Source organism: Paenibacillus sp. J22R232, assembly GCF_056269165.1.
In genome coordinates this window covers 205,615-220,242 of record NZ_JBWDNK010000006.1, presented here as the reverse complement: position 1 = coordinate 220,242, position 14,628 = coordinate 205,615, and the positions used below count along the sequence as shown (strand labels likewise).

9 protein-coding genes are annotated in these 14,628 nt (G+C 46.2%); 8 read left to right on the top strand and 1 reads right to left on the bottom strand.

The features are described 5' to 3' along the window. Nucleotides 1-79 precede the first annotated feature (79 nt). From AC0YN3_RS19840 to AC0YN3_RS19820, 5 genes are all read left to right on the top strand, one after another. Nucleotides 80-1,786, top strand: a complete 1,707-nt coding sequence (locus AC0YN3_RS19840) for an extracellular solute-binding protein (RefSeq protein ID WP_475776703.1) — start codon at nt 80-82, stop codon at nt 1,784-1,786. 71 nt (nt 1,787-1,857) lie between these two features. Next, nucleotides 1,858-2,748, top strand: coding sequence for an ABC transporter permease (locus AC0YN3_RS19835; RefSeq protein ID WP_475776702.1), 891 nt, complete (start codon nt 1,858-1,860; stop codon nt 2,746-2,748). Nucleotides 2,749-2,767: 19 nt separating this feature from the next. Beyond that, entirely contained in the window at nt 2,768-3,661 is an 894-nt protein-coding gene (locus AC0YN3_RS19830) for a carbohydrate ABC transporter permease (RefSeq protein ID WP_475776701.1), read from the top strand. A 21-nt stretch (nt 3,662-3,682) separates the two neighbouring features. Then, a complete protein-coding gene (locus AC0YN3_RS19825) occupies nt 3,683-6,829 on the top strand; it encodes a polysaccharide lyase family 8 super-sandwich domain-containing protein (protein ID WP_475776700.1) in 3,147 nt (1,048 codons plus the stop codon). 952 nt (nt 6,830-7,781) lie between these two features. After that, nucleotides 7,782-9,605, top strand: coding sequence for a hypothetical protein (locus AC0YN3_RS19820; protein ID WP_475776699.1), 1,824 nt, complete (start codon nt 7,782-7,784; stop codon nt 9,603-9,605). A gap of 225 nt (nt 9,606-9,830) precedes the next feature. Here the strand turns inward: AC0YN3_RS19820 and AC0YN3_RS19815 are convergent, their stop codons facing one another. Further along, a complete protein-coding gene (locus tag AC0YN3_RS19815) occupies nt 9,831-10,721 on the bottom strand; it encodes an AraC family transcriptional regulator (RefSeq protein WP_475776698.1) in 891 nt (296 codons plus the stop codon). Between the two features lie 617 nt (nt 10,722-11,338). Between AC0YN3_RS19815 and AC0YN3_RS19810 the strand changes: the two genes are divergently transcribed. The 3 genes from AC0YN3_RS19810 (at nt 11,339) to AC0YN3_RS19800 (ending at nt 14,595) form a co-directional block, all read left to right on the top strand. Beyond that, nucleotides 11,339-12,733 (top strand): ABC transporter substrate-binding protein, encoded by a 1,395-nt coding sequence (locus AC0YN3_RS19810; protein WP_475776697.1) that lies wholly within the window; start codon nt 11,339-11,341, stop codon nt 12,731-12,733. Between the two features lie 72 nt (nt 12,734-12,805). Next, a complete protein-coding gene (locus tag AC0YN3_RS19805) occupies nt 12,806-13,729 on the top strand; it encodes a carbohydrate ABC transporter permease (RefSeq protein ID WP_475776696.1) in 924 nt (307 codons plus the stop codon). After that, a complete protein-coding gene (locus AC0YN3_RS19800; RefSeq protein ID WP_475776695.1) occupies nt 13,726-14,595 on the top strand; it encodes a carbohydrate ABC transporter permease in 870 nt (289 codons plus the stop codon). Before AC0YN3_RS19805 ends, AC0YN3_RS19800 begins: the two co-directional genes overlap by 4 nt. The last annotated feature ends 33 nt before the right edge of the window (nt 14,596-14,628 follow it).

The following is a 14,628-nucleotide window of genomic DNA, read 5'->3' as shown; positions in this document are numbered from 1 at the left end:
AACGGGATCCGTTCTCTATCTCGGTGTGCAGCGAGAATGTTTTATGATAATCGTGTAGCAACCAAATAGGAAAAGGGGAATGAAAGTGAAGGCGAAAGCGCTGTCAATGTTTATGGTTTTAGCTATCTTGGTTACGGCATGCAGCAGTACGAACTCTTCAACGCCAGGCGGCACGACCGATCCGCAATCTCCACAGGCTTCAGAGCAGACGCAAGCTGGCGCGTCATCCGAGGAGCTGGCATATGCCAAGTACGAGGAGCCCGTAACGGTAAACATCGGGTGGGTTATTCCGAATGAGAACGGGCAGCTGGCAGACGGGGACACAAACGAAAATAATATCGTGACGACTTATATGGAGAAGCTCACGAACATTAAAGTCGTGCATGAGTGGGAAGCCAAATTTGGCGAAGCCTATCTGCAGAAAGTGAACCTGTCCATTGCAAGCAACGATATTCCGGATGCGATGGTCGTCGACCGAAATCAACTTCGCGAACTGATCGAGAATGATATGCTGGAAGATTTGACAGCCGTGTATGAACAATACGGTTCTCGGCTGGTAAAGGATATCTATGACTCTACAAACGGCCTTGCGCTAAAGGACGCTACATTCGGCGGCAAGCTGTATGCGCTACCTAACGTTGCCATCGAAGCGGATGCGCCGACGCTGCTCTGGGTCCGGCAAGACTGGCTCGACAAGGTTAAGCTGGCTGCGCCGAAAACGGTTGAGGATATTGCCAACATTGCCAAGGCTTTTATCGAACAGGATCCGGACGGGAACGGCGAGGCGGACACCATTGGATTGCCTGGAGACAAAATGGTGAACTTCGGCGGCAAGACACAGCTGAACGGATACGACGGCCTTTTCAATTCCTTCAACGCTTTCCCTAAAAATTGGGTAAAAGGAGCCGATGGCAAAGTCGTCTATGGCTCGATTACCCCTGAGAATAAGACGGTATTGACCATGCTTGCAAAGTGGTACAAGGATGGACTTATCGATCAAGAGTTCGCGCTTCGCAAAGAAACGCAGGAAACGATCGTTGCCAATAAAGCCGGCATGTTCTTCGGTCCGTGGTGGGCACCGTATTATCCGCTGCCGGATGCCGTGAAGAATGATCCTAAGGCGGATTGGAAGCTTCATGCGGCGCCCCTGGATAGTAACGGCGAATTCACTACCCATATGGCGCCAGTCACTGACCGCTATCTGGTGGTCAAGAAAGGCATGAAAAACCCGGAAGCCATCGTGAAGTTGCTTAATGTATTTACCCGTTTGGAGCGCAAACAGGATCCAAACCAGGAAGATGTGGCACAGATTCAAGCTTATCGCGAGAGTCAGAACATCGACCCGCGAAGCTTCTATCCTTTCGACTTGCTGCTGGACTTCAGCGATGCCCTTAAACGCAGCTACGATACGATACTTCAAGTGGAAAACGGCGAACTGACCCGCGACGATCTTACGGAGCAAATCCAAGCCACATACGATGCCGTGATGAAGGAAAAGGAGAACCCGAAGAAGGACTTGACGGCGTGGACAAAAGCGACCGGAGTCATGCAAGGCGGAGCCGTGCTTGCGCAGCCCATGAATAAGGTTTACAGCTTATATTACGGCGTGACGCCAACCATGGAATCCAAATGGGCAACGCTCGATAAGCTGGAGAACGAAACGTTCCTCCGAATCATTGTAGGCAGCCAACCGATCAGCGCCTTCGACGATTTCGTTAAAAAGTGGAAGGAGCTTGGCGGGGATCAAATTACGCAAGAAATCGAAAAGGCCATAAACGGACAATAATGAACGGAGGCACCTAGTTGAACCCGAGCTAGGTGTCTCTCACTAAATCGACAGTATTGGTGGTCATGAATATGAGAGTAAGAAAGAACGCAGTGCATTATCACATCATGGTACTGCCAAGCCTGATTCTATTAATTTTATTCAGCATTGTTCCCATATTGGGCGCGGTCATCGCATTCGAGGATTTCCGGCCGGCACGCGGGATTTTCGGCTCCGAATGGGTGGGGCTGGACCATTTCAAATATATGATGCTTCTGCCGGACAGCAAACAAATCTTCTTTAACACCGTTTTCTTGTCCGTATTGAAGATCATTGCGAACCTGATTGTTCCGCTGCTATTCGCTCTGCTTATGAACGAGCTGCGCATGAAGGCCGTCAAGAAGTGGATTCAAACGATAGTGTACTTGCCTCATTTTCTATCGTGGGTGCTACTGGCGACCATCTTCTTCGATGTTTTCTCTATGGGCGGCATGATTAACCGGTTTCTCGGCCTATTCGGAGCGGAGCCGATATTGTTTTTTGCGAGCAATTCCTGGTTTCCCGCGATTCTGGTGTCAACGGACGTGTGGAAGGAATTCGGTTTTGCAGCGATCATTTATTTAGCTGCGTTTGCCGGCATCAATCCGGCTCTGTACGAAGCAGCAAGCATAGACGGCGCAAGCCGTTTCAAACAGCTTTTTCATGTCACGCTGCCAGGAGTCAGGACAACGGTAATACTATTGGCTACCCTTGCGCTAGGCAATGTTATGAATGCCAATTTCGATCAAATATTCAATATGTATAATCCGCTTGTGTACCAGTCGTCGGATATTATCGACACGTATGTTTATCGGACTGGACTATTAAGCTTGCAGTATAGCTTGGCGACAGCCGTCGGGCTGCTTAAATCGGTAATCAGCTTTCTGTTGATTGTCGTTTCGTATCAGCTGGCAAGCCGGTTTGCCAATTACAGAATATTCTAGATAGAAGCAGGTGAGGGATATGGTAGGAAGAAATACGTTCGGCAATCGGCTGACCGATGCTACGATATTGGTCATGCTGGTTGCAGCTGCTTTTATATGTTTTATTCCGATTCTGTATACCGTCTCCATGTCCTTAAGCGACAAAGCGGCAGCGGAGGCGGGAAGAGTATTTTTGTGGCCCGTCAACTTGACGTGGGCCAGCTATGAGAAGGTGCTGGAGGACGAGCATTTCTACCGTGCGTTCCTAGTCTCTGTGCAGCGTGTGTTATTAGGCGGCTCCATCAGCTTCGTGCTGACCATATTAGCTGCCTTTGCATTGTCGAGGGAGACCAAGGCTTTCGGCTTGCGCAATGTGTACATGTGGGTTTTCGTGTTCACGATGCTGTTTCATGGAGGACTCATTCCCTGGTATTTGACCATTAAAAATTTGGAATTGCTCGATACGATATGGGCGCTGGTATTGCCAAGCGCAGTGCCTGTTTACAACATTATTCTATTGATGAATTTTTTCCGGAACTTGCCCAAGGAGCTAATGGAAGCGGCGGAAATCGACGGTGCGGGACCTTGGTACATTTTAGCGCGCATCTTCGTTCCCTTGTCCTTGCCGGCAATAGCAACCGTTACGCTCTTCAGTATTGTTGGCCATTGGAATTCGTTCTTTGATGGATTGGTGTTAATGAACAGCCAGGACAATTACCCTCTTCAGACGTATATCCAGACACTTGTCGTGAAGATCAATGCCGAGATGATGGCAACGATGTCGACAGATCAGCTTGTCGGTCTCATGAAAATTTCCAATCGAACCTTTAATGCCGCCAAAATTATCGTATCCATGATTCCGATTATTTTGCTTTATCCCTTTATTCAGCGTTATTTCATTCATGGCTTAACCCTTGGTTCTGTAAAAGAATAAACAAAATGGAGGGAATCAATCATGTCAAGAAATGCTGTCAGCAGATTGATGTGTTTCTTTATTTCGGTCACCCTGTTTTTCGGTCTAGCGGTCGTTTACGCGCAGCCCGTCTCGGCGGCCGATGAATATGACACGCTAAGAGAAAAATGGAAAAACTCGTTAACCGGAGGATCGGCCTACAGCCTAACGGACCCCAATATTGCCGCCCGTATCAATGAGATATCCGCTGATGGCCAGCATTTATGGAATTCGATGATTAAAACGGCCAATCGGCCAACGCTTTGGAATGGTTACAACTTCGGTGCTACTCCGTCTACGATAACGGCAACGTATAGAAACCTCAGAACGATGGCGCTTGCCTATTCGACAAGAGGCTCAAGCTTGGAAGGAAACACGCTGCTAAGAGATGATATTATTAGCGGTTTGGATTGGATGAATGAACATGTCTATTATGCCGGAGTATCCCAGTATCAGAATTGGTGGCAATGGCAAATCGGCACGCCGCTGTATCTCAACGATATAACCGTATTAATGTATGACGATTTAACGGCTACGCAAATTGCTAATTACATGGCAGCAGTTGATTCCTGCCAGCCTTCGGTAGGCATGACTGGCGCAAACCGCGCATGGGAGGCCATCATTATCGGAGTCAGAGGCGTGATCGTCAAAGATAGCGCAAAAATAGCAAATGCAACAGGCGGATTAAGCAACATATTCGATTATGTATCGAAAAGCGACGGATTTTATTCGGATGGCTCCTTTGTCCAACACTCCTATTTTGCCTACACGGGCGGTTATGGGGTATCACTTATTGAATCCATTAGCAGCCTCATGTATCTTGTTGCAGGATCTTCTCATGACATTACGGATCCCGATAAAGCGAACGTATTCAAATGGATTTATGATTCCTATGAGCCTGTTATTTATAAAGGGGCTGTCATGGATATGGTAAGAGCGAGGGAAATCGTTAAACCGTGGGAGGAAGATAGCCACAGGGCGTTGCGATCGATCCTTCTGTTATCCGAGATTGCTCCTTCCACAGACGCGGCGGCATTCAAACGGATGATCAAGTACTGGATGCAGACGGACACGAACAGCAGCCTATTAACGTATCCTTCCATCCAAATCATTGAATGGGCTACGGCCATTCTGAACGATTCTTCGATTGCCCCAAGGGATGAGCTTGTCGAATACAATCAGTTTGCGGGTATGGATCGTGCCGTTCAGCTAAGACCCGGTTTCGGTTTTGGCATTAGCATGCACTCCAGCCGTATCGCAAACTATGAAGCTATTAATAGCGAAAACAAGAAAGGCTGGCATACCGGTGACGGCATGACCTTCCTTTACAACAACGATTTGGCCCAGTACCGCAATCATTTCTGGCCAACTATTGATTCTTACAGGCTTCCTGGAACGACTGTCCTTCAGAATACTACCGTCCTAGGCGGCCGTTCGGATAAGGATTGGGTTGGAGGCACGAGCATTTCCGGGTTATACGGGGTTACGGGGATGGAATTGCATCCGGTTGGCCAATCCCTGACAGCCAAGAAATCCTGGTTTATGTTCGATGACGAAGTTGTCGCACTCGGCTCCGGGATTACCAGCACGGATGGAATTAAGGTAGAAACGATAGCCGAGAACAGACAACTAAACAGCAGCGGCAATAACGCATTGACGGTAAACGGATCGGCTAAATCCACGGCGCTTGGCTGGACAGAGAATATGACAGGCGTCAATTACATTCATTTGGCCGGAAACGTACCCGATTCAGACATTGGCTACTATTTCCCAGAGGGCGCAGCGCTTACAGGACTCCGCGAGGCGAGAACAGGAAATTGGAAGGAAATTGACGGGAATTCGGATGCTTCAAGCACGCCACATACCCGCAATTACTTGAGCTTGGGCTTCAACCATGGCGTTAACCCGACCAACGCTGCCTATTCCTATGTGCTGTTGCCCAATAAGACGAACACGCAAGTAAGCGCCTATGCCGGCAATCCCAATATCACCATTCTGGAAAACTCCGCTGACGCCCAGGGGGTGAAGGAAAACGGCCTCAATGTCGTAGGTGTCAACTTTTGGAATGATGCGGTAAAGACCGTTGACCGTATTACGTCGAATAGCAAAGCCTCCGTTATGACCAAGGAAAGCGCGAATGACATAGAAATATCTGTCTCCGATCCCACCCAGGCAGGCAGGGATACGATCGACATCGAGATAAACAAAAGTGCAACCAGCTTGATATCCGCGGACAGCGGGGTTGTCGTTACGCAGCTCTCACCGACGATCAAGCTATCGGTGAGCGTTGTAGGAGCAAAGGGGCAGGCATTCAAAGCGAAATTCGCGACGACTGGAACGGTTATACCTCTGCCGAGTACTCCGGCGGCCAATCCATTGATTATCGAAGCGGAGACACTTCCCGTATTAGCCACTTCCGATAGTCATACGATTGTTAATAATCCGAATGCGAGCGGCGGCAAAGATGATATGCTCAATGCCAACGCGGTGAACGATTATATCGATTATAAAGTAAACGTGCCGCAGGCAGGAACGTATAATGTAACGCTCAGGCTGTATAAATCAACGGTTTCCGTCATGTATCAGCTCAAAATAGGCAATACGAATCATGGGGCGCCGTTCGATATTTATTCCACCGCAGCCAACTATTTTGACGTGAATTTAGGAGACTATACGTTTGCGGGGCCTGGGGATCGCGTATTCAGACTTACGAATACGGGCACGAAAGCAGGGAAAATACGGACCGACTATATTAAGCTTACGGCTAAAACCAATTTAGCGCTGAATAAGACGGTAACGACTTCAAGCGTACAATCCTCCAATACGGGGGCCAAGGCAGTAGATGGAAGCATGACTACCAGATGGGCTTCGCTTGCGGCTGATCCTCAATGGATATCCATTGATTTGGGCAGCAGCCAGAACGTAAGCAGAGTTAAACTTCATTGGGAAGCCGCATATGCCAAATCGTATAGCATACAGGTATCGAATGACGAAACGAACTGGACAGATGTATACTCAACAACCACGGGAGACGGAACATTGGATGATATTCAATTCACGCCGGTAACGACCAGATATATAAAGATAGACGGTACGCAAAGGTTTAACACGAATTGGCCCTATTCGCTGTGGGAATTCGAAGTTTATTAAAAATGAATGCATCAAGACAAAAAGAGAGCCCACTTGCGGCTCTTTTTTTGTTTTCCGGGCAGCGCATGCTGTTCAACCAAAGATGCCGTAGATGCAAAGAGAGACCGTGTTTACTAACAATACGGTCATTTTTTAGCATAAATAAGAAAAACGATTAACTTTAAACTCATATTCTTGAAAGCATTTCATTATTCTTAATAGCCTTTGTGTTTTGAGTAATTAGGAATGAAATCTCTTGATTTCACTGAGTTTTTGGATAAAAGCATAAAGTGCTTGATGGGAGTTATGCCACTATGATAATATGATTTTATTATCTAAACGTTTAAATTATAATGATAGGAGTGAGAGCTTGAAACGGCTTCGCAATGATACTTTTGAAATAGGCCTGTCTCCACAAGGCACCGTGGAATCCATCATATTGGCAGACGACCCCGAAAAAATGAACTGGGTAATCGATGCGCAATACGAAAAGGACGCTGGATATGGAAATCAGGATAAACGTTTTGGACATTGGAGCGCGAAGATCGATGATGAAAGGATTGAAAGCGTTAACCTGCAGCCGCAAATGGAAGTTATGGACGATCAATCGGCTATCGTTACTTTTTTGCACGCTAAATTTAAAGTTAGCTATGAGTACCTGCTTCATCATAACGGTGAATGGACATGGTCGATTCGCTGTTCAAACCCAACTAATGATCCTATCGTTGTAAAGGGATTTCATAGCTGGTTTTCTCTTGCGTATATTATGTTCCGTGATCATGATGTTTTGAGGAATATGAATCACTCTTGCGCGGTATTCCCGCATCTGGGAGGGGATTTTTCCAAATTTGCAGCCATGCGGAGAAGCCACAAGGCTCCACATCTTGCCATCTACAGCACGGGCGAACGGGTTAGCGCTTTCGGTACGTATTGCAGTTATGTGAACCGTTTTTTGGAGCAGGTCTCTCCGTCATTGGATGGAATGCTGTACCACCGATTGTCGTTTGTTGAGGATGGAAGCTCCATGGGGCAGTCTGCGGACAGCGATTGGATTTATGGCGGAGATTATTCGTCTGTGACGCTTGATCCTAGCGACGAAAGAACATGGTCCTTTGTTTTTACTCCATTCCAACATCAAGAGGATTTTTATAAAAAGGCGAAAAAGTACGGGCATCCGCATTGGAACTATTCGCCCGTGACGACTACGGAAGGAAAGTTTTTTGCCGAAGTGATACTGCCGGAAAACGATTCTTTGCTCGGAGTTAAGCTTTTGAGCGTAAGAGAAGAAGGTGGTGCCGTTGAGGAGATCGACATCTCAAAGGCATTTCATGTGATTTCCGATGGAAAATCTAAACGTTTACGTGCGGTGCTCCCGCTAAGTATAGCTGGAGAGATCAAGATAGTAGCTAAACTCGACAACGGAAAATATGATGTGTTGGTAGGAAATGTGCTTGAACCCGTCCATAAGATACTCGAGGAGAGGGCAGCGTGGTTATGCAACCATAGTTTTAATACGTTCCAAGAAACGCGGCCTTATGCCTGTTTACCTTTATCTAATCAAGGAGAGTCGCTTGGCAAGCTATCTTTTATCCTTATGAAAAATCTTCTTTCTGCTCCAATGCCGGAACAAATCAGCAAAGTTGAAAGGTCTGCGTTCCATGATCTAAAACACCATTGGTTTGAGGATGGGGATTTTATGAGCCCTATACCGCTGTATGGATCTTTTTACCGAATGTATGACTTTGATTACATTGGACATGTATTTTATTTATTATCTCAATTTGATGAATCGCTGTTGCATTATGGAAAACCGGAAACGTATTTAGGTTGGGCTGCTGAAGTCATGTGTATGCGGCTGGATCCGGATTGTCACCAAAACAAACGCGAAAAAGAAGAAGCAGGGCTTGTAGGCGTATTTATTCTATATATTGGCGACTTGTTACAAAGTTTAAAAAATAGCGGATGCCTGTATTGGCACGAGAAGCTTGACAAGCTATGGACTGCATTCATAAAAGGCCTAAAACAAGGTTCGCAAGGGTACCAAGGGGCAGTGACGGAGCATTTCTATGATAATGCAGGATTTGGTCTTACTTGTGAAGCGTTATGCTTAGCCGAATTAACGGATGAAGCGGAATTGTATGCCCCGCTCATAATTGCGAATATCGGATTTAGCAACGATTATAGAGCGAATGCTCCGGATCGGTGGTGGGAGGCATTGTCATTTATGACGCACTCCTTATGGGGAGGACTGGTAGCGGGTGCTGCTCGGGCTACTTATGAAACGATTGGAGACACGCGGTTGCTGGAAGCAGGCTATCGAGCGACGATGGCTGTTTTTAATTGTTACGATTGGAATGTTTACTCGACTACCCGCAAATTAAAGCCCGGTGAGGCAGCTTCTACGTACAGCATTGCGGCTCCGAATTTAAATATGCCCGAGATTTCCAGAAATCGTTTTGGGCAATCCATATTTAAAAAGTCGAGCGATCCATTATTCAGCAGCCTGTTTTCTGATATTGAAGGCGACGATTGGGATATGGGAGAAGAACTCGTGGCTTATATGCTTGGTTTCGGTTCGACGACGTATCTTTATACGGATGAAGAAGGCGGGCTTAGCTGTGTAAACGGGTTTATTGAGCCGAGGGATAAGGGATGGGAAATTACAAGCTACGCCGCATACCCAACTAAATATGTCATGAGGGAGAAAGGAGTTATGTTCGTTGCAGAAGCAGGTGAGCTCGCGAGGAGCGTATTATTCATGGATGGTACGTTTGAAAGTGCAAAAGTTAATCGTTAAAAAGCTATTTCGGACAAAAAAAACGAAAGCCGGCAATTAGCGACGGCTTTCGTTTTAATAAATATAAGAGTGTATATGTTTCACGCAATAAAGTATCCCTCAATTTATACGAGAAACGGATAACCTCCTCTTGCAGAGGACGGCGACAGCCGTTTCTTCTTGACGTGTAGGCAAGCATAGGGGGGCTCTTACTTTCTCTATACGTTTCAGCATATCCAGTTCCTTTCAAAAATCCGAGGTTCTTTTTTTTCGAAAATTTGCTGGAGAACTGCCTTGTTTGTTGGTAAAAACGGAGGAGAAATAGGCAGGAGTGCTGAACCCTAATTCATCGGCTATTCGGGCAATCGACCAGTCGGTTTGGAAGAGAAGTCTTTTCGCCTGTTCGATCCGATATTGCAGCAAGTAATCAATGGGGGTGACACCGTACACCAATAACATGCATTTGGCCAAGTAGTTGGGATGATAATTAAATTCGGCCTTCAGCACGGAATTCGTAATCTTTGCGGCATAGTTTTGACGAATGAATAATTCGATTTTTTCAGCGAGATGTATGGCAGTTGAATTTATTGAATGCGCAGAATCATGATTTATGTTTTGCATGAAGGTCTGGAAGGCGGTTTGCTTCCTCCAATTGCGAAGCGAACGCGGGTCCTTATCCAAGGAATAAAATGGAGTTAGATCGTTCATGGATTGGCTCGACAGCTTGAATTTCTTGGGTATAAAGATCGAGTTGACTTCGCAATGGTTGAGATACGCTTGCTGTTTATGCTTTTCGAATAATGCAATTTGATTGTCATAGCAATCGCTGATGCTTTTCATTTCATCCCAGGCTCCGAATGTTTGGAAATGAATCCACGTAATATCCGTCTCTTCTTCGCAAGGGGCCGTGCCGAAGTGATAGGCATCGGGTCTTAATATAATGGCTTCATCCTTGCTTATCATCCACTCATTATCGTTTTCTCCTATGAACAGCTTGCCCTTGGTGACGATAATAATATCGAATACGCTAATGGAATTACGGCTGACATGCCGTTCTCCTGGCAGGAAAGAATGCTTCCCATTGTCGATAAAATATGGAATAGGTGGAGTTACAAAATGCATGATGATATCAGACACAACGATCCGCCTCACTTTACGCCGTAATAGTGGTACGATCAATTTGGTTGAAATGGAGCTCATTAGCGCCACATTCATGTTTTTACAATAGTGAAATAACATAAGATAACATAAACATTTAAACGTTTCACAAAATGATATTTTGTTATGTGAAATTGTCCGATTACATAGCAAATCAATGACTTTTATATCAAAGTAACACAATCCCCAATACTTTTCAAACAAAAAAATATAGGTTGAAATATCATAAATAGAGGTTGAAATAATCGTTTTTCAAGGTAAACAATGGGTGATACAATAAAGTAAGCGTTTTCTATTGGTGTGAAGAGAATGCAGGTTACCTCATACCGTGAATTTATTTGGTTAAACGATTAATTAAATGTTGCAAATACCTTCAAAGGGAGGTGCCAAATCGAATATTGTTTAAAAAGTGATTGGCGGCGGGTTGAAATATCGAAAGAACAGGTTGAAATATCTTATTGCCTTTCATTATTTTTTATGGCACAATCTGGTTGTAAATGTTGCTAAACGTTTAACTTATCGCTTGTATGCTCTAGCGATGGAGTTAAATGGATAGACATACAAACGAAAGCAAATTTTGAAGGGAGACGGGGGCAATGAGAACAGGCAAGAAACTTGGAGTAGGTTTTATAATAGCTGCATTGGCAATGAGCGCCATCGGATGCGCGAACAATGGAGGCAACTCAGCGTCACCGGCATCGGATGCTACGAACAAACCGGCGGATGCAAAGACAGAAAAGGTCAATATTATATACTCGATGTGGGGAAGCGCGGAAGAAGGTAGCACGACTCAGGCGGTGGCTGACAAGTTTAATGCTTCGCAGGATCGAATTGAAGTAGAAGTGCAAGCGATTCCATGGGAAAACTACATGACAAAATTGAATACGCTTGCAACGGCAGGCCAATTGCCGGATACGGGGATGCTGCAGGAAGGCGGCGTTATCCAATGGTCAGGCGAAGGCATGCTGAATGACGTAAGCGCGATGTATGAGGGAAGCGACAGCAAGCCGCTGGACAGTCTGGCCTACAAGCATGAGGGAAATACCGTTGCTTATGCGGCTGCCAATGAAATTCTCCTGCTCTACTACAATAAAGATATGTTCGATAAAGCGAATGTTCCCTACCCTCCGGCTGCACTGGACCAAGCATGGACATGGGATGAATTCGTAGCGGCTGCCAAAAAGTTGACGATTGACAAGAACGGCAAGCATTCTGGCGAGGAAGGTTTTGATGCGCAAAGCATCGTTCAGTACGGCACTTCCGTCGAGAATCTTTCATGGCAGCTCGAAACCTGGGCGCTCAGCAATGGCGGCGGTTTCTATTCCGAAGATGGCACGGAGGTTAGAATCGGAGAAGATGCTAGCATCGAAGCGATTCAGAAAGTCGCTGATCTGTACTTGAAGGATCACGTTGCCCCGTTGTCCGTCGGACAGACCGATGATGGCATTCAGCGTACGATTATTGCCGGTACGGTCGCTATGGCTACGAATGGCCAATGGAACATAGGAACAAGCTTGAATACGGCCAAAGAGGAGGGCCTTAAATATGGCGTAGCCGTATTGCCTTATTTGAAGGATAAGGTAACCCTCAATACAGGCGGCGCGAATGTCGTATTCTCTCAGACCAAACACCCGGAAGAAGCAATGGAGTGGCTGAAATGGTACAACTCCGAAGAAAACAACTGGGCGCTTATTTCATCGGGCATTTGGATGCCGACGCTAGACAAGTGGTATAAGGATGAAACGTTCACTCGCAAATGGGTAGAGAATCCTAACTTCCCGCCGTACGAGGAATACAAGTCGGCAGTCGTTGACTATGCGCAATCCGACGCTGCAAGGCCGGCTGCGTGGTTCTATACGAACTATACAACAGACTTTAACACGTTGCTCGGGTCGGTTCTAGGCGATGTCTGGACCGGCAAGACTACCGCTAAAGAAGCGATTACCAAAAATCTCGATGCTTTGAAAGCAGCGCATGCAGGCAGCAAATAATAGATAGAAGGGATGACCGCTAGCGTTGCAACGGTGGCGGTCATCCTTTATTCATAAGGAGTGGGGCAAGATATGGAAACCGTTAATAAACTGCCGAAGCGCCGTTCCCGTTTTTATTCAAGCGAGGCGCGCGTTGCGTATATATGCTTGATTCCCGCTTTTGTGGGATTAATCTTTCTGACGTATTTGCCTCTTCTCGGTGTGCTCGGAATCAGTCTCACGAATTGGACGGGGTTGAAACCGCCGGAGTTCATCGGATTCGATAATTATATCAAGCTATTTACCTCTGATCCTTACATTAAGGACTCTATCATTACGACAATCTATTTTGCGGTATTATCGGTAATCGGAAGCATGGTCTACTCCCTCTTTATTGCGATGATGCTGAACCGTAAAATTCCAGCCAGAAGTTTTTTTAGAGCGGTCTTTTATATCCCTTATGTTTTGCCGGCTGTAGCGATCTACGTAGGTTGGTCTTGGCTTTACGAGGGCAATTTCGGCTTTTTCAACTATCTGCTCTCCGAGGTAGGGTTGAATAAAATCCACTTTATCGCTGATTCCAGCTATGTAGTCCCATCTCTCTCGCTGATTTCGGTTTGGCTTGCGGGCAACTTGATCGTCATCTTTTTGGCCGGGCTACAGAACGTACCGAATGTATACCATGAGGCTGCCGAAATGGATGGCGCAAACGGTTGGCAGCGATTCCGGCATATCACCTTGCCATGTATGACGCCGATTATTTTCTACAACCTGTTGATGAGCTTGATCGCCAACCTTCAAGTCGTAACGCCGGCGCTTGCCTTGACCAATGGCGGCCCGGGGAATTCTACACGGTTCTTGACTTATCTGATGTACGATCAAGCATTCGTGAATTACAAGATCGGCTATGCTTGCGCGACTACCTTGATAATCTTTGCTATACTTGCCGTTTTCACAGTTGTTTTGTTCAAGACGTCCAACCGGTGGATCTACAATGAAGGAGGCGATGACAAATGAGCGAATTAGCATATGGCAGACTAAGAAGCAAAAAACGCAGAACCAGAACGATGAACATCATCACGGTAGTCGCCGTCGTTTTTTTTGCCATTTTAGCGCTGTTCCCGATTTGGTGGATTTTCCGCACGTCTCTCATGACGAATGCCGAGATTTACAGATATCCGCCAGCCCTAACTCCGGACAAATGGTTATTTTCCAATTATGAGAAAACGCTAGAAATATTCAAATTTTGGAAGTATTTGTGGAACACGATGCTCATTATAGTTCCCTCCTGTTTGGCTGGGACATTCACGGCAACTTTGTGCGGTTACGCTTTTGCAAGGCTGCGGTTTCGCGGAAAAAACCTGATCTGGTCACTTTGCATCGGCTCCATGCTGCTGCCTGCCATGGTTACGCTTATACCGCTGTATATAGGCTGGACGAGAGGCCTAGGAATCAGCGACAGCTATTGGCCGTTAATTTTGCCTTATTTTTGCGGCGGCGGCGCATTTAACATCTTTTTAATCCGTCAGTTCATTATGTCGATACCGAGAGAGCTAGATCAAGCAGCGACGATCGATGGTGCCGGATACTTCCACATCTTATTCAGTATCATCATGCCAGCCATCCGACCGGCTATGATCGTCGTCGCGTTGTTTATCTTCATCGGATTATGGAACGATCTGCTCCAGCAGATGATTTATATTAATTCAAGCGATAAATTTACGATCGCGCTAGGGCTAACCAACTTTAGGGGCCAGCTAAAAAGCGACTGGTCGATGACGATGGCAGCAACCTGCTTGTCCTTTGCTCCAGGCGTCATTTTCTACCTCATTGGTCAAAGGTATTTTGTAGAAGGCATTACGCTTACCGGATTAAAAAACTAGTCCGGTCTTGGATAACTAAGCCATCAGGAGGTT

Coding starts and splice junctions, on each gene's coding strand:
- AC0YN3_RS19840 (WP_475776703.1), top strand. CDS start 80: ATGAAAGTGAAGGCGAAAGCGCTGTCAATGTTTATGGTTTTAGCTATC.
- AC0YN3_RS19835 (WP_475776702.1), top strand. CDS start 1,858: ATGAGAGTAAGAAAGAACGCAGTGCATTATCACATCATGGTACTGCCA.
- AC0YN3_RS19830 (WP_475776701.1), top strand. CDS start 2,768: ATGGTAGGAAGAAATACGTTCGGCAATCGGCTGACCGATGCTACGATA.
- AC0YN3_RS19825 (WP_475776700.1), top strand. CDS start 3,683: ATGTCAAGAAATGCTGTCAGCAGATTGATGTGTTTCTTTATTTCGGTC.
- AC0YN3_RS19810 (WP_475776697.1), top strand. CDS start 11,339: ATGAGAACAGGCAAGAAACTTGGAGTAGGTTTTATAATAGCTGCATTG.
- AC0YN3_RS19805 (WP_475776696.1), top strand. CDS start 12,806: ATGGAAACCGTTAATAAACTGCCGAAGCGCCGTTCCCGTTTTTATTCA.
- AC0YN3_RS19800 (WP_475776695.1), top strand. CDS start 13,726: ATGAGCGAATTAGCATATGGCAGACTAAGAAGCAAAAAACGCAGAACC.